Annotated in this window: 15 protein-coding genes; 6 read left to right on the top strand and 9 right to left on the bottom strand. The window is 51.9% G+C overall.

Annotated elements, in window-relative coordinates:
- Positions 1-265: 265 nt before the first annotated feature.
- From NSS79_RS24015 to NSS79_RS23990, 6 genes are all read right to left on the bottom strand, one after another.
- On the bottom strand, positions 266-1108 hold the full coding sequence (locus NSS79_RS24015) for a sugar phosphate isomerase/epimerase (protein ID WP_340897208.1): 843 nt from the start codon (positions 1106-1108) through the stop codon (positions 266-268).
- 22 nt (positions 1109-1130) lie between these two features.
- The gene (locus tag NSS79_RS24010; protein ID WP_340897209.1) at positions 1131-1835 is read right to left on the bottom strand and encodes a rhamnogalacturonan acetylesterase; all 705 of its coding nucleotides are present in this window, start codon (positions 1833-1835) and stop codon (positions 1131-1133) included.
- A 71-nt stretch (positions 1836-1906) separates the two neighbouring features.
- Positions 1907-3307: a glucuronate isomerase gene (gene uxaC, locus NSS79_RS24005; RefSeq protein ID WP_340897210.1), complete on the bottom strand. Its 1401-nt coding sequence runs from the start codon at positions 3305-3307 to the stop codon at positions 1907-1909.
- 42 nt (positions 3308-3349) lie between these two features.
- Positions 3350-4837, bottom strand: coding sequence for an altronate dehydratase family protein (locus tag NSS79_RS24000; RefSeq protein ID WP_342436414.1), 1488 nt, complete (start codon positions 4835-4837; stop codon positions 3350-3352).
- A 135-nt stretch (positions 4838-4972) separates the two neighbouring features.
- The gene (locus NSS79_RS23995; protein ID WP_342436413.1) at positions 4973-6388 is read right to left on the bottom strand and encodes a tagaturonate reductase; all 1416 of its coding nucleotides are present in this window, start codon (positions 6386-6388) and stop codon (positions 4973-4975) included.
- Positions 6389-6549: 161 nt separating this feature from the next.
- Entirely contained in the window at positions 6550-7545 is a 996-nt protein-coding gene (locus NSS79_RS23990) for a LacI family DNA-binding transcriptional regulator (protein WP_342436412.1), read from the bottom strand.
- 163 nt (positions 7546-7708) lie between these two features.
- Between NSS79_RS23990 and NSS79_RS23985 the strand changes: the two genes are divergently transcribed.
- Entirely contained in the window at positions 7709-8665 is a 957-nt protein-coding gene (locus tag NSS79_RS23985; protein WP_342436411.1) for a pectinesterase family protein, read from the top strand.
- 245 nt (positions 8666-8910) lie between these two features.
- On the opposite strand, the gene NSS79_RS23980 is transcribed toward NSS79_RS23985, so the two are convergent.
- Positions 8911-9129, bottom strand: a complete 219-nt coding sequence (locus tag NSS79_RS23980) for a hypothetical protein (RefSeq protein WP_038595062.1) — start codon at positions 9127-9129, stop codon at positions 8911-8913.
- 364 nt (positions 9130-9493) lie between these two features.
- On the opposite strand from NSS79_RS23980, the gene NSS79_RS23975 reads away from it, so the two are divergent.
- The 5 genes from NSS79_RS23975 (at position 9494) to NSS79_RS23955 (ending at position 12870) form a co-directional block, all read left to right on the top strand.
- Positions 9494-10024: a hypothetical protein gene (locus NSS79_RS23975; RefSeq protein ID WP_342436410.1), complete on the top strand. Its 531-nt coding sequence runs from the start codon at positions 9494-9496 to the stop codon at positions 10022-10024.
- A 35-nt stretch (positions 10025-10059) separates the two neighbouring features.
- Positions 10060-10572 (top strand): N-acetyltransferase, encoded by a 513-nt coding sequence (locus tag NSS79_RS23970; RefSeq protein ID WP_342436409.1) that lies wholly within the window; start codon positions 10060-10062, stop codon positions 10570-10572.
- Between the two features lie 93 nt (positions 10573-10665).
- Positions 10666-11793 carry a hypothetical protein gene (locus NSS79_RS23965; protein WP_342436408.1) on the top strand — a complete coding sequence of 376 codons (1128 nt, stop codon included), beginning with the start codon at positions 10666-10668 and terminating at the stop codon, positions 11791-11793.
- Positions 11790-12071 carry a Dabb family protein gene (locus tag NSS79_RS23960; protein ID WP_342436407.1) on the top strand — a complete coding sequence of 94 codons (282 nt, stop codon included), beginning with the start codon at positions 11790-11792 and terminating at the stop codon, positions 12069-12071. Before NSS79_RS23965 ends, NSS79_RS23960 begins: the two co-directional genes overlap by 4 nt.
- Positions 12072-12318: 247 nt before the next feature.
- Positions 12319-12870 (top strand): hypothetical protein, encoded by a 552-nt coding sequence (locus NSS79_RS23955; RefSeq protein WP_342436406.1) that lies wholly within the window; start codon positions 12319-12321, stop codon positions 12868-12870.
- A 142-nt stretch (positions 12871-13012) separates the two neighbouring features.
- On the opposite strand, the gene NSS79_RS23950 is transcribed toward NSS79_RS23955, so the two are convergent.
- Positions 13013-13915: a manganese catalase family protein gene (locus tag NSS79_RS23950; RefSeq protein WP_342436405.1), complete on the bottom strand. Its 903-nt coding sequence runs from the start codon at positions 13913-13915 to the stop codon at positions 13013-13015.
- A 227-nt stretch (positions 13916-14142) separates the two neighbouring features.
- Positions 14143-14697 carry a hypothetical protein gene (locus NSS79_RS23945; protein WP_342436404.1) on the bottom strand — a complete coding sequence of 185 codons (555 nt, stop codon included), beginning with the start codon at positions 14695-14697 and terminating at the stop codon, positions 14143-14145.
- Positions 14698-14738 lie beyond the last annotated feature (41 nt).

The following is a 14738-nucleotide window of genomic DNA, read 5'->3' as shown; positions in this document are numbered from 1 at the left end:
CCCATGATTCCCCATCAGTAACAAGCGGCAGTTTCATGAGTTATAGATTACGCGCAGCGGGGCGGGGAAGGGGAGTCACAGCAGCATTGGTTAAAATCGAACCGTACGTCGCTACATAAAAATGCCCGGAACTCCAGAGAGCCCGGGCATTCAACAGCAGCTCTGGATGATTTCAGAGTGCATGTTCTGGAATCATCCGCCATATTAGACACGGTAAAGCGGTCCTGAAATGTGTTTGTATCATCCAAAGAAATGCAGCGTTTCGCTAGACTTCGCTGTATAACCGCTGCAGGAAATCTACACTTTCCCGCAGATACGGTTCGGTAGTGCTCTCCAGGAGGCCCTGAATGTGCGGGCGTGTATATTTCATGTACCGGAGGACAGGAGCAAAACTAAGCTGTCCCTGACCGACAGGAACAATGACGATTTGGCCGTCCTGGACCGTGAAATCCTTCAGATGGATCACTGCGATTCTGTCCCCAAGCAGCTCAAGTGCTTCGGTAATGACCGCTTCCTGCTGCTGGTAATTATCGGGCGACATCAGGTTCGCGCAGTCCAGAATGATCTGCAGATTATTGGAGGGAATCAGATCCAGCAGCCGCCTCGTCAGCTTCGCAGAGTGCAGGGGATGATTCTGGCCTGCCTCAATGCCTACCGTTACGCCGAAACGTTCCGCTTCCGCCACCATGGCCTTGACCGAAACGACTACCTCCTGGAAGGCTTCCTCTGTAAAGTTATCCGTTGTATAGCCCTTGCCTACGCTTCCTGTTTCCGTACCTACCAGGCTGGCTCCGAAATCACGTGCCAGGCGAAGATGGGTGCTGAAATCATTTAACGCCTGCGCTCTTTTGCCGGGATCGGGATCAATGATATTTACATAGCAGCCGAGAACGGCGATCCGGACCCCGGCTTGCCGGAACGCTTCGCCAAAGTAGGCCGCTGTTCCCGGGCTTAATGCCGCCAGAGAGGGGACGCTTTCGGGAAAAGATTTGCGTACCGCAAACTGAATATGCTTAAAGCGGTATTGATCCAGCTTGGCGATCAGCTCCGGCAAAGGAAGCCGGGCAAAATCATGGGCGCGGATGCCAAGATGAAGCGGTGCGGACATAGGGTACCTCCCCTTTTCTTAGTTAAATCCTGTTCTGTTGCAATGGATGCATGTGTTGAATAAGAGTAGACAAGTCTGCAGAATGGCGGATTGCTTCTGCTACCAGCTCTGCCACTTGTTTGGCCCCTTCATTAGAGAAATGGGTATCATCCGTAATCCCTTCCGGATAATTGGGATGCCCGTTCTTGGGCAGATGCATAAATAAATGCCTGGACCCCTCGATACCGAGCTTCCGGTAGAGCTGCTGGGAAGAAGCGAAGATATCAAGCAGCGGTGTGCCGGTAAGCTCCGCCACTTCACGCATCGCCTGCGGGTAAGCTCCCACCGCCAGCGGATCGGGATCGCCCTGCGGAGTGAAGCGGCGGCGGCTGACAGAGGTCAGCAGGACAGGGAAACCGCCGCGGCTGCGGGCCGAATCAATAAACGTGATCAGATTGAGGCGGTAGTCCTTGCCGGGATCGGTATAGCGGGCCGGATCCTCCTGCTTCTCGTCATTGTGGCCAAACTGGATCAGCAGATAATCACCGGGCTGGAAATCCTGTTCAATATCCGCGAGCCGTCCTTGCTCGAGATATGATTTGGTGCTCCGTCCGTTAATTGCGCGGTTGTCCACGGTGATTTCCGGGCCGAAATAGCCCTGAAGATATTCTCCCCAGCCGGTCATCGGCTTCTGGTCCGCACCTTTCTGCGCTGCGGTGGAGTCACCGGCGATATATAGTGTCGGCATGAAGTATTCTCCTTCATTACATATTAATGTTTTTGCGCCAGCTCTTGCAGAGCTGATCGCGCCTGCTTTCTTTATTCTCCGGCTGGAAAACCGAAGAATCCGGCAGCGTTGTTATACGCGATATTCTCCACCAGTTGACCCAGCAGCACTTCGTCATCCGGCGCTTCACCGCGCTCGGCCAGTTCACCGATCAGCCCGCACAGCACACGGCGGAAATATTCGTGGCGGGTGTAGGAGAGGAAGCTGCGGGAATCTGTCAGCATGCCGACAAAATTGCCCAGCAGGCTGTTGTCCGCAAGCAGTGTCAGCTGCTCGCGCATTCCGCTGCGGGTGTCGTTGTACCACCAGCCGGAGCCAAGCTGGAGTTTGCCCGGCGTGTCCTTTTGATAGCAGCCCATCAAGGCCAGCAGGGCGGGATAATCGCCCGGATTCAGCGAATAAAGAATCGTCTTCGGCAGGCCGGTCCCGCATTCTGCGCGGTCGAGCAGCTTAGACAACGCTTCGGTCAGCGGCAGGTCATTCAGGCCGTCATAACCGGTATCCGGTCCCAGCTTCCGGAACATTGGTGTATTGTTGTTGCGGAAGGCGTGCAGATGCAGCTGCATCGTCCAGCCTTTATCGTGATAGAACCCGATTAGAGCCGACAGCAGCTCCGTGCGGTAGAGTGTGATTTCCTCCGGTGAGAGGATTCCGCCCTCCAGCCGTTTGGCGAAGATGGCTTCGGCATCAGCAGGTTCACCTGCACGGTAGCGCAGCACATCCAGCGCATGGTCGGACAGGCGGCAGCCGTTCTCATGGAAGAATTCCACGCGGTTTCTCAGTGCGTCCAGCAGCGAAGCATACGACACCACGTTTAAGCCGGATGCTTCTTCCAGCCGCTTGATCCAGGCCGGGAATCCTTCGGCGTCAATGTTCAGCGCCTTGTCGGGACGGAAGGTAGGGAATACCTTGAAGGCCGTCTCCGATTCTTTTAACAGCCGGTGGTACTCCAGCGTATCAGCCGGATCATCTGTAGTGCAGATGGTCTTGACTCTGGAGCTGCGGATCAGTCCGCGGCGCGAGAAGGCCGGTTCCGCCAGCTTGCGGTTGACTTCTTCCCAGATGGCCGGAGCAGACGTTTCGTTGAGCAGCTCATGGATACCGAAAAAACGGCGCAGCTCCAGGTGAGTCCAGCTGTACAGCGGGTTGCCTACGGCTTGCGGTACGGTCCGGGCCCAGGCCAGAAACTTGTCATAATCCGAGGCATCTCCGGTAATATGCGATTCCGGAACCCCGTTGGCACGCATCAGCCGCCATTTGTAATGATCTCCGTAGAGCCAGGCCTCGGTCAGGTTGCTGAATGCACGGTCTTCATAAATTTCTTTTGGATCGAGATGGCAGTGGTAATCAATAATGGGCATAGCTTTGGCATGTTGATGGAACAGAAGCCGTGCGGTATCGGTTGTTAATAGAAAATCATCGTTTAAAAACATAATGACGCTCCCTTTGCATGGATTTGGAATGGAAATAGGGTATTATAGCGTGACTCCAGTTTTGAAAATAGCCAGCTCGCGCACTTCGTTTTGCTCATTCCGTGTTTTTTGGCCGCTGGCAACATCGATAATATAGCCGATAAACTCCTCAAGCACATCGGCCATCGGGACCTCCAGCAACGGACCGGCGTTGAAATCCATCCAATGGCCTTTTTTGGCAAAAAGCTCATTGTTGGTCGCCACCTTGACCGTAGGCACAAAGCTTCCGAACGGGGTTCCTCTGCCTGTTGTGAACAATACCAGCTGGCAGTCCGATGCAGCCAGTGCAGATGCGGCCACCAGATCGTTGCCCGGTGCCTGGAGGAGGCTGAGCCCTTTTTTGCGCAGCTTTACGCCATATTGCAGCACATCCACCACAGGGGAGGTTCCTGCCTTCTGGGTACAGCCCAGCGATTTGTCTTCCAACGTGCTGATGCCTCCGGCTTTGTTGCCGGGAGAAGGGTTCTCATAGACCGGTTCCCCGTAAGAGAGGAAGTATTGCTTGAAGTTATTGATCAGGGATACGATATCTTCATAGACCTCACGGCTTTCCGCACGGGCCATCAGCATTTTCTCCGCTCCGAACATTTCAGGCACTTCGGTCAGTACCGAGGTTCCGCCCTGGGAGATTATGAAATCGGAAAAAGCGCCCAGCAGCGGGTTGGCGGTAATGCCCGAGAATCCGTCGGAGCCGCCGCATTTCAGCCCGATGTTCAGCTCGCTGAGCGGAACTGTCTCACGGGCATCATCCTTAGCTGCTTCATACAGCTCCTCCAGCAGCGTGAGACCTGCTTCCACTTCATTACCCACTTCCTGGGCGACGAGGAATTTGACCCGCTTCTCGTCATAATCACCCAGCATGCTGCGGAACTCGGAGACAATGTTGTTCTCGCAGCCGAGACCGAAAACGAGCACACCCCCGGCGTTGGGATGATTCACGGCATCCAGCAGAATGCTGCGGGTCATCCGGTGGTCATCGCCAAGCTGGGAGCAGCCGTAAGGATGCTTAAGCACGGTAAAGTTGTCGAAGGTTCCCATATCCGGATGTTCAGCCTTGAATTCCTGCAGCATTTGCTCAGCGATACCGTTCACACAGCCTACTGTGGGAATAATAAACAGATCGTTGCGGATACCAACCTTGCCGTTTGTCCGGCGGTAGCCCTGAAAGGTCAAATCCCGGGAAGGGTAAGTGACCGGATGAAGATCGGGTACGTATTCATATTCCTCTTCACCCGCCAGATTCGTCTTGATGTTATGCGTGTGAATCCATTCGCCCGCTTGAATCGGAGCAATCGCGTGGCCGATAGGATAACCATATTTTGTAATAACGTCATCCGCCGCAAAGCTGGTCAACGCCATTTTATGACCCTGCGGGATGTCCTGGATTGCCTTAAGAGTCATTCCTTCAAAAACAAGCTCTTCTCCGGCGGAAATGGGGCGCAGCGCCACAGCTACCGTATCCCGGGGATTCATTTTCATTAGACGCTTCATGCTGTCCCTCCTAAAAGTATGGTGATTTCATTAACTTCCTTGATCAGCTTCCTCTAAAGCTTGCTTTGGAACCTTTAGAAGAAGCTGTGATTGTTAGTCCGCCTATCGTTCATTTACCTGCCAACTGTGGAAGTCTCAGCTTACAAACTGCTCCAGTGCAGCCCGGCTGTCCGAGCTTTCCAGCTTCTGCAGATGGGACGCAAGCACCTCGGCCAGGCCCGGCACCTGCGACAAATCTTCGCCCCACAGGCTCTCGTCCTTCAATATCGCTTGTACGAAGTTGGCAGGATTGCTCCACGCTTCATCAAAAATGGCCAGCACCTCCGGACTGTCCTGACGCGCCACAAGGTCTCCACGGTAGCTGAGCAGCAGGCCGGCAAAGGAGAGGGTAATCAGCTCCGGCAGCTTGCCGCGCTCCTGCTGGTACTTTAGCAGCACAGGGAGCAGCCGGGTTTTGAATTTGGAGATACTGTTCAGGGAAATGGATGTAAGCTCATGACGGATAAAAGGGTTCTTGAACCGCTCCTGCACAGCGTCAGCATAAGGCAGAAGCTCCTCTTTCGGCAGATCCAGCATCGGGATCAGTTCTTCCTCTATCAGTTCCCGTATAAACCGGGAGAACGTTTCGTCATTCATCACATCCTCAACCGTCTCAAGGCCGGCCATCATGCCCAGTGGCACCATCGCCGTATGAGGGCCATTCAGCAGATGAACCTTCCGTTCACGGTAAGGCGTCATATCATCTGTCACCACGACATTCAGCCCGGCTTCCGCCAGCGGCAGCTTCTCTGCAAGCCATGCCGGTCCTTCAATGACCCAGAATAGAAACGGTTCAGCGGTCACCATTAGGTTGTCGAGATAACCGAGTTCAGCCTCCAGCTCCGCGGCTTTATCGCGGGGGTACCCCGGTACAATCCGGTCTACCAGACTGCAGCAGAATGTATTCTCCTGTTCCAGCCATTGCAGGAAGGCTTCACCCAGGTTCCATTCCGCAGCGTACTGCTGCACAATTTGCCGCAATTTCTCACCGTTGCGGTCGATCAGCTCACAAGGGATGATGACGAAGCCTTTTTTGCCCAGTTGAAAACGCCGGTGCAGAAGTGCTGTCAGCTTAGCCGGGAAACTCTTCGGCGGCGTACCGTCCGCGCGGTCGCCCGGATGATAGGCAATCCCGGCTTCAGTGGTGTTGGAAGTGATGAATTCCAGCCCATCGTCCTCAGCCAGAGCGAGATAAGCTTCATAATCGGTATAGGGATTAATCACCCGGCTGACGCTGGAGATGATCTCGCGTGAATTCACAGGCTGCTGCTGCATGATTCCGTTTAGCAGAACGGTATACAGGTTATCCTGGGCGGCCATCAGCCCGCCAAGACCCTGCTCGATCGGCTGAACCAGCACTGCACTTCCGTTAAACAGTCCTTGATTGTTCATTTGCTGCAGCTGCCAGTCTACGAAGGCGCGCATAAAGTTACCTTCACCGAACTGAATCATCCGTTCGGGATGTTGGGGCAGATGGGGATGAGTGCTTCGGGATAATCGGTTTGTCGACATTGGTTTTGATCTCCTTTGAGTTCAAATAGTTATATGCACACGTTAACATTTTATTTTAAAAAAGAGAGGCTCTTTTTTAAACAATACCAGGGACCCGGTATTTGCTCTGCCGGAGCGCAATGGACCCGGCAGGGCAGGGGCGGGCAGATCCTTCCACATCCCTAAATTTCTGTGACCGTGTCCCGTACGACCAGTGAAGTCTTGACGAACAACTGCTGGGGTTTGGTCTCCGGCTGCTGCAGGAGCTGAATCAGCATCTTGGTGCCGAGCTCACTGATATCGGCAATAGGCTTGCGGACCGTAGTCAATGCCGGATTCGTGTAGCGGGCGAACATAATATCGTCGAAGCCGATGAGCGATATCTGTTGCGGAATGCTGACCTTACGGGCATAGCAGGCATTCATGGCGCCGATAGCCATATCGTCATTGGAGCAAAAGACGGCCGTAGGCAGATCAGGCAACTCAAGCAGCGTTGTCATTGCGGCATATCCGCTTTCAATGCTGTAATCACCGGCTGCAAAATAACTTGAATTCAACTGAAGCTGGTGGGCGATCAGGCTATCTATGAAGCCCTGTTTACGTTCGGTTGAGGACTTGAAGCCGGGTTTGCCTTCAATAATTGCAAAACGCTGATGCCCTTGTGTTACGGCATAATCGATCGCTTCCTTCACACCTTCGCGGTCATTGGCTACAACGTTCATAATGCCGGGATCCTCCAATTGGCGGTTCAGCACCACAAGCGGGATGCCCATTGTTTTGACATGGTAGATAAAAGCGTTATCCTCGTCGCTTTGGCTCATGACCAGAATACCGTCAAAGCGCTGCGGCTGAATGTTGGCGTAATTGTGAACGCCGTCAATTCCGTTTACAGTCAGGTTAAAGTTCTCATCCAGCACATGGCTGATCCCTTTAATGACGTCGACCAGAAAGCTGGACGATGTTCCCTGATCAATACTGGAGAAGAACAGCCCGATGGTAAAGGACCGTTTGGTGACCAGGCTTTTGGCGCTGTAGTTCGGCACATAATTCATTTCCGCGGCGATTTTCTCGATCTTGTCCCGGGTTACTTTCTTGATTAGCGGGCTGCCGTTTAGTGCTCTGGAAACGGTGGTATGGGAAACGCCGGCAACACGTGCAATATCTTTGATAGTAATCATAATATCTCTCCGGGAAATAGAATTGTTAACGATTCCAGTGTAGTTCCTGAACGGGATCAAGTCAAGCGATTTATGAAATGCACACGTTAAAATTAATACTGGAAGAATAAGCTTCCGGGCGCTATAATTTATTTGCATGCGGACGGAAGAGGAGGAAAATGAAATGCTGGTGGGCAAAGAGGGTTTTTGCGATTTTCATTCGATCCAGAAGGCGGTTGATGCGCTTGAACGGCTGCCTTCAGGTAAAGCGGAGACGTTGTATATTCTGGCTGGTATTTATGAGGAGGCTGTGCAGATCTATCGTTCGGACCTGACGATCAGAGGCATCGGACAAGTAGAGATTACCAACAACCGTTACGCAAGGCAGAAAGATGAGACTGGAGAGGAACAGGGCACCTTTGCCACTCCGACCTTGTTTCTGGGTGGGAGCAGGCTGGTGCTGGAAAACCTGACCCTATCCAACACGGCCGGGCAAGGCACTGAAATCGGGCAAGCGCTTGCAGTATATGCACATTGCGACGAAACGGTCTTCCGCAACTGTATTTTAAAGGGGCACCAGGATACCCTGTTTACTGGGCCGCTGCCTCCGGCGAACAAACAGGGGGGAGCTTTCGGAGGGATTCCCCTCAAAGAGCGGCATAACCATTACCGCCAGCTGTATACCTATTGTTACATAGAAGGTACGGTAGATTTTATTTTTGGCGGTGCGACGGCTTATTTCGAGCATTGCGAAATCCGCAGCCTGCGGCACTACAATGATGGTCCTGGCTATATCACGGCAGGCTCCACACCGCCGGGCCAGCCTTACGGCTACCTGTTCAAGGATTGTTACCTGACAGCTGACCCGAATGTGGATGAAGTGTATTTGGGCCGTCCCTGGCGCGGCTATGCCAAGACAGAGATGGTGAATTGCCACATGGGCGGGCATATTCATCCAAGCGGTTGGGATAACTGGGAGGATCCGGCCAATGAAGAGACCGTCCGTTACCGCGAATATGGTTTAGCGAAGGAAGACCCTTTGAGAATACAGCGTGTAAGCTGGGCTATTTTACCGGACACGGGGGAAGAGGTGCCGGGCAAAGAGCAGGTTTTTGCCGGTACGGATTTTTGGAAAGTGTAATTCCCTGCCCGATTTTGAACAACTGTTTATGAGATGAGCCGCCGGGGAGCCTTCTATTAGCTGAAGCAAATGCAGGGATAACATAGCCCGCTGCAAGGACATAAAAAAGTGGACACCATGTCAATTCAAGTGTCCGCTTTTTTGCGTAGGGGTCATCTTTAAATCCGGATAGTTATTGTTTTATTAGTAAAGCAGGGGAATTGCCCTGAAAAGGGGAAATTAAAATAAAGCTTATGTGCGGTGCGTTAGGCCTTGTTATGCTGAAACTTCGTAATATCCCTGTCATAGTGCGAGATGGAGCCGTCGAATCTTTTTAAGCGTACATACTCTTCGGAGAATTTCTCAACAATCCCGAAGCCTACCTGGGAGTACATTCCATCGGGGTCAAGCTGCAGCGCGGACACAAAGGTCTGCGACAAGGCAGCAACAAAAAAATCGGCATTTTTAACAAGTGTTTGCGGCATAGTCCCGTCCCTCCGTTTATCGGCTCGAATTTTAATCGTTCCACAAAGTCATTTCAATCATTTTACGACAGGCTGTGACTTTTGAAAATAGGATTTAATTTGTAATATTTGCGAAAATAAAACTGTGGTTATGCAGGAAGGCAGGTGGCTTTCTAGTGAGGCCTATGAAGAAATTTGCTTACAGAGCGCTTGCTGTGCTGATTCTGCTAGTTATTTTGACAGCTGTAGTATACGTGCAAGTCAACAAATTCATCTTTTCTCACAGGGTAAAGGCCGGAAGTCGGGAATCCGCGAGTCCAGTCTTAAGTATATTGAGCCCTATAATCCTTATTAAATACAATCTACAGAACAAGGTGGAACCCTCATGAATGACCTGACACAGCAAGCAAAAGAATGTTTTGCCCGGTATTTGGGCAGCTTTGTGCAGATGCACCGTGAAGGTGTGCTGGAGCAGTACAAACAATATGAAATCCCAAGGGAAATGGAGCTGCAATGGTTTCAGGAGATGGTAACCGGTTATTTGCAGCAATTGTCGATCCGTGATTGGGAGGCGGTGTCCGCACTGGATGCACTTTCCAGACAGTTCCAGGCTCCTGTTATCGTAGAAAATACAGCTTCCTTCGCTGCCCGCAACCTGCTCAGTGCCGACAGTATCGTCCGGCTGATGTATGCCGAAAATCTGGTGGGAATCATCCGCTCGAACAAAGGGGTCATTCCCCGCGATCTTTTGTTCAGCGCTTGCCGCACAGCGGTTCAATTGCTTGAGTCTGTGATTGCAGAGCCGCTGGTCATAGATCCCGGACATGAACTGCAGTCGCTTGGACTTAAAGATAAGCGTGGGCTGAACAGCAGGTCGAAAAAAAGCATAGAAGAGATAGAAGTGCTGATCAATTAAAGCAAGCAAAGCAATATCGAAAGGGGATGGAAGATATGCACTTAAGAACAGAAACAGCGGATGATTACCAACGAGTATTTGATCTGAATTACCGGGCCTTTGGAAACCGCGAGGATGAATCGAGGCTGATTGAAAGAATAAGGGAGTCGGCAGACTTCATTCCTGAGCTTTCCATTGTGTCTGTGGAGAATGAGACGGTCATCGGCCATGTTTTGTTAAGCGGAGCCAAGGTTACCGATGGTACTGCGGCCCATAACGTTATTGTGCTTGCCCCTATAGCCGTACATCCCGATTATCAGGGAAAAGGCGTGGGAGGACGGCTCATCGAGGAGGGGCTCAGCCGCTGCAAGGCGCTGGGATACGGGCTTGTGCTGCTGATCGGCCATCCCTCCTATTATCCCAAATTCGGCTTTACACCGGCACGTGCATTTGGGCTGGAGCTAAAGCAATTTGAAGTGCCGGACGAGGTATTCCAGGTGTATGAGTTACAGGAAGGCCAGCTGGGGGACATTAAAGGTGAGCTGAGGTATCCAGAGGCGTTCTTTTGACACTTAAATGAATATGACATAAGGCTGTCTGGTTCGTTATGCTACACTTTCCTGACAGAGAGTCGGAATGAAACAGCAGGAGGAGACTAACGTATGGCTGAACCATTAAAAGCAATGTACAACGAGGGATTTCTGCGCGGCTTCGGCGGAAAGATTAAAGCCGTATACGGGCTGTTCGATCTGGAAGGCTTCGTCCAGTCGGCGATGAAGGCGCCTTGGGAGGAACTGGAGCTTAAGGGACGGATGCGGCGCATTACAGAGACGCTTGGGTCTTTTTTGCCCCCGGGGTATGAGGACGCCTTGGATATTCTGTATGCAATAGATGCTCAATGTGTAGGGTTTCCGTACCTGATCTTCCCCGACTTTGTCGAGGTGTACGGGCAGGCGGAGGAACACTGGGAACGGTCGGTGGCGGCACTGGAGCGGTTCACAAGAGGATCGTCGGCGGAATTTGCCGTTCGTCCCTTCCTGCTGCGTGATCCGCAGCGGATGATGGCGCAGATGCTGCGCTGGTCCGGCCATTCCAGCGAGCATGTGCGGCGGCTGGCCAGTGAGGGTAGCCGGCCCCGTCTGCCGTGGGGGCAGGCACTGCCGATGTTCAAGCGTGATCCGGCTCCGGTGCTGCCGGTGCTGGAACGGCTGAAGGCTGACCCGTCACTGTATGTGCGCAAGAGTGTGGCCAACAATTTGAATGATATCGCGAAGGATCATCCTGATGTTGTCATCGGGATTGCCCAGCGCTGGAAAGGTGAGAATGAGTACACGGACTGGATTGTGCGGCATGCCTGCCGTTCGCTGATCCGCAAGGCAGTCCCGGAAATTATGATGCTGTTTGGATATGCGGCTGAAGCGGAGGACACACCGCTTGTTGCCGATGCTTCGCTTTCCGTCGATCCGGCCATCGTGCAGATTGGGGGAAGCTGCGAACTGCGGTACAGCCTTGATATTGCTCAAGGCGGCCCTGTGCGAATCCGGATTGAATATGGCATTGATTTTGTGAAAGCCGGAGGAAAGATATCACGCAAATTATTTCTCCTGTCTGATAAAACAGTGCCCGGCGGCAGTACTTTAAAGGCCACACGGACACACCGCTGGGGTGATTTGACGACCCGCCGCCATTATCCGGGAGAACACCGGATAACGCTGCTGGTGAACGGACGCGAAGCTGCTACGGCCATGCTGCAGCTGGAGAAGCAGGAGAAGGGGGAGATCGGGCTGTGATTATCAACAATTTATTAATCAAGCTGAAGGACAGCAGTCCGGGCAGCATAGCCAAGACAAGAGAGGTATTGCTTGGCATGCGCGAGAGAATAGAGTATGTCCGCGATCTGAAAGTAGAGATTGATGTCCGAAGCGGCTCGTATGATCTTATGCTAATCGTTCAGTATGCATCAATGGCGGACATGGAGGCTTATCTGGTGCATCCTTATCATCTTGAGGTGTCCGGTTACATTGCGGGCGTGCTGGAATCGTCAGCTTCCCTCTGCTATGAATCGTGAGCTACTGGTAAGAGTGGAGTGCCTATTATATAGATTGAACTTAAGGACGGCAAGCCGCATGACACAAATGTATATTCCATCGTAAAATGAGCAAATGTTCTCTGAGTACAGCATTTTCAAAGATACGATCCCACGCGGATGGTATCTTTTTCTAGTTTTCGGCAGCCTATCTGCAACATATTGGAGGGTTATCATCGTTTAGAAGAAATGGAGCAAGCGCGGGAAACCGCCAAAGGAGGAAATGAAGATGTTTAAGCTGCTGGCCTGTCTGCCGCTGCTGCTGGTTCTGCTGCTTGCAGGGTGTGAAAGCACGGATGGAGGAAACGGAAGTACTACACAGTCTGCAGCTCCAATGCAGAGACCTGGCCACCTTATGCCTGAAGTGATGCCGGAGGATTTTGCCTTCTCTGTCCGTTTCGGAATTACCGGGAAGAATGAAATTAATACCTTTGAAGGCACCGTAACCAAGGATTTGGTGACCGAAGGTGAGGCAACTGCAGGTCTGACGTTTACCGGGAGCGAAATGGCGGACATCTATACCCGCCTGCGGGATATTGATGTAATGGGTGAGCTGAAGCTGGAACCGGCGAGGCAAAACTGCAACCAGACACCCTATGATGAAGAGCATTGGCAGATAAGGCTGAATGGAGAAGAGCAAACACTGGAATGGTCCGAGGAAAAATGCGAGGTCACCGAAGATGCCAAAAAGCTGAAGGAAATAAGAAGCTATATCTTTGAACTCGTCAAGACAAAAGCGGAATACCTGGAGCTGCCAGAAGCGGTGGGCGGATATGACTGAGTGAGAGAAGGGATATGCGGAATTAGTAATAAACACAGGGGCTATCCCATAAGCAGATATTCCTGCTACCTGCTCAAAAACGAGGGGTGTCCCAAGCAGCCATTTTACGGCTTTTGGGACACCCCCTGCGATCGGACGGAAATTAGTCCGTTATATTGCCGGCCATTTTCAGGCGCTTGGCGATTTCCTTGAAGTCCTCCGCGGAGATGCCCGGTGCGAACTCTTCCTTGGACTCTGGAGCTTCAGGAATAGGAACACCTTTAGGAACGCCTTGAATGACTTCAAGCGGAAGGCCATCCTCCGGATGTGTGCCTTTCCAGATTTGATCGATGGCACTAAAATCCTGGTCACTCCATGTATAGAGCTTCGTATGCACACCTTTCTCCTCATACTTCCTGGCTTCGTTAAACGATTTATTGCTTAAAGATGGAACCGGCACCAGCTTTGTGACATTGACGCCTGTGGCAATTTCCAGTGCCTTGGCATAGGCCACGACGTGCACGCCTCCACGGACAAGCAGGAAGCCGACAACAGCGCGTGCAGCCGGATGATCGGTCATTTCGTAGACTTTCATTTTATGTGTTCTTGCTCCGCATTCAAGGAAGAAGTTGTGGAGCAGATCCTCCACCAGGTTGCCGCTGTTAAACACGTTTGCCCCGGTCCATGGATTGCCCATGGAGTCGAACGGCATAGCGCCTTGTGCTCCGGCCAGGAAGTGGTAGGAGAGACGCGCGTCTTTAACGGAATCAAGCGGAGTGGAATCCGGTTTTTTGTACTCTGTCGAACCTCTGAGACATTTGTTCACAGCGTGAGATACCAGTTCAACGTGGCCCAGCTCCTCTGCGGTGATGCTCATAACCAAATCGTAGAAGGGCTTCAGCTTTTCTTTGGAGCGAAAGTTAAAGGATTGATAGAGATAGTTGTTGAGTGTTGACATCTCTCCAAACTTACCACCTAATAGTTCCTGTACGGCAGCGGCGGCATTGGGATCCGGTTTCTCGACTTCGGGAATCTCGATCATGATTTCATCCATGCGTTTGAACATTGAATTGTCATCCTCCTTAGAAATTCTACATAATAACCCTGCTCTGCCCTAACTTAAACGCAATCCGCTATCCTTAAACATTAACGCTCCGGCAGTGTCACCTGCAGTTACTGGTATCCCTCAGTTCACGACCGGCCATTCCGACGACATAACTCCGCAGTCTGCCAGAGAGAGTATTCAGCAAGGCTGCGGATATCGTGATTGCCGGCAATCAAGCTCCCTTCGGTTTATTTCTTCACTTCTGTGACGCCGGATACAATGCCCTGATCTGATGAGTCGAAGGTGGATTGATATTGAGCATTCGCGAAATAGACGTTGCCCTTGATGGTGGCATTCACAACGCTGAAGCCGTCTGCCTCCACATAAACGTCCCCGACAAAAGTACCGCCCTGAATCCGGGCATTTTCACTCTTAATGGTGATTTTGGGAGCAGTCAGCATGAACGAGTTAGTGATGTTATGCTCCGCATCCTGGGTATAAAGTGCAATTTTGCGCGCTGGTTCTTCCTTGTTGATGAACTGGCCGTCCACAACGAGGTCTTCGGTGAACGTAAGGTCATTCAAGGTTGCGGCAATCCAGGTGCCGTCTTTGCTGATCGCTTTTTTGAAATCCTCTCCATTGTTAACTACGGATGCTGAGGTAACAGCGTCAGTGGTTTCCGTAACATTGGTATTGCCGTTTGCGGACGTATTTGGATTTGCCGCATTATTGTTGTTCGAGTTACCGCATCCTACGAGTAGGGTCAAAGCGAATACTGCGGCCAGGCCTGCAATCTTTCTCATCTAAAGAACCTCCTTATGGTGTGTGAGACTTTGTGGTATGT

It is taken from the genome of Paenibacillus sp. FSL L8-0436 (assembly GCF_038593025.1).
GTDB lineage: Bacteria > Bacillota > Bacilli > Paenibacillales > Paenibacillaceae > Paenibacillus_AQ.
Note: the sequence above shows the minus strand (reverse complement) of the source record. Positions and strands in the feature narration are given on the sequence as shown.

What these genes read in the sequence shown, in the direction of transcription:
- NSS79_RS24015 (WP_340897208.1), bottom strand. Translation starts at nt 1,108, where the DNA reads ATGTCCGCACCGCTTCATCTTGGCATCCGCGCCCATGATTTTGCCCGG.
- NSS79_RS24010 (WP_340897209.1), bottom strand. Translation starts at nt 1,835, where the DNA reads ATGCCGACACTATATATCGCCGGTGACTCCACCGCAGCGCAGAAAGGT.
- uxaC (WP_340897210.1), bottom strand. Translation starts at nt 3,307, where the DNA reads ATGTTTTTAAACGATGATTTTCTATTAACAACCGATACCGCACGGCTT.
- NSS79_RS24000 (WP_342436414.1), bottom strand. Translation starts at nt 4,837, where the DNA reads ATGAAGCGTCTAATGAAAATGAATCCCCGGGATACGGTAGCTGTGGCG.
- NSS79_RS23995 (WP_342436413.1), bottom strand. Translation starts at nt 6,388, where the DNA reads ATGTCGACAAACCGATTATCCCGAAGCACTCATCCCCATCTGCCCCAA.
- NSS79_RS23990 (WP_342436412.1), bottom strand. Translation starts at nt 7,545, where the DNA reads ATGATTACTATCAAAGATATTGCACGTGTTGCCGGCGTTTCCCATACC.
- NSS79_RS23985 (WP_342436411.1), top strand. Translation starts at nt 7,709, where the DNA reads ATGCTGGTGGGCAAAGAGGGTTTTTGCGATTTTCATTCGATCCAGAAG.
- NSS79_RS23980 (WP_038595062.1), bottom strand. Translation starts at nt 9,129, where the DNA reads ATGCCGCAAACACTTGTTAAAAATGCCGATTTTTTTGTTGCTGCCTTG.
- NSS79_RS23975 (WP_342436410.1), top strand. Translation starts at nt 9,494, where the DNA reads ATGAATGACCTGACACAGCAAGCAAAAGAATGTTTTGCCCGGTATTTG.
- NSS79_RS23970 (WP_342436409.1), top strand. Translation starts at nt 10,060, where the DNA reads ATGCACTTAAGAACAGAAACAGCGGATGATTACCAACGAGTATTTGAT.
- NSS79_RS23965 (WP_342436408.1), top strand. Translation starts at nt 10,666, where the DNA reads ATGGCTGAACCATTAAAAGCAATGTACAACGAGGGATTTCTGCGCGGC.
- NSS79_RS23955 (WP_342436406.1), top strand. Translation starts at nt 12,319, where the DNA reads ATGTTTAAGCTGCTGGCCTGTCTGCCGCTGCTGCTGGTTCTGCTGCTT.
- NSS79_RS23950 (WP_342436405.1), bottom strand. Translation starts at nt 13,915, where the DNA reads ATGTTCAAACGCATGGATGAAATCATGATCGAGATTCCCGAAGTCGAG.
- NSS79_RS23945 (WP_342436404.1), bottom strand. Translation starts at nt 14,697, where the DNA reads ATGAGAAAGATTGCAGGCCTGGCCGCAGTATTCGCTTTGACCCTACTC.